This is a genomic window from Pseudomonas sp. B3G-3, from assembly GCF_028640915.1.
In the GTDB taxonomy this organism is placed as follows: Bacteria; Pseudomonadota; Gammaproteobacteria; order Pseudomonadales; family Pseudomonadaceae; genus Aquipseudomonas; species Aquipseudomonas chlororaphis_I.
The window spans coordinates 1-208 of record NZ_JAQZAB010000010.1 but is presented as its reverse complement, the minus strand read 5'-3'; the positions used below and the strand labels follow the sequence as shown (position 1 = coordinate 208).

Here is a 208-nt window from a genome sequence, read left to right as displayed (position 1 = left end):
CTCAACAAGATCGACCGCCTTTCCTTCGTCTTTGACAACGCCAATTCCACGCACATAGAGACCGGCCAGATTGAGCATGGCTTTGTAGTGCCCGCGCTCGGAAGCCTGTTGATAGAGGCGCACCATCTCAGCGTCCTTGGCTTCATCTTGCTGGCTATCCAATCCTTTGGCGCGCTGAAACCACGACTCCGATACGCCATCGAATTTT

General features: G+C 53.8%; 1 pseudogene. It reads right to left on the bottom strand.

Annotated features, from left to right (window positions below):
* Positions 1–208: pseudogene (locus PVZ80_RS00160) on the bottom strand (tetratricopeptide repeat protein); the annotation flags it as partial.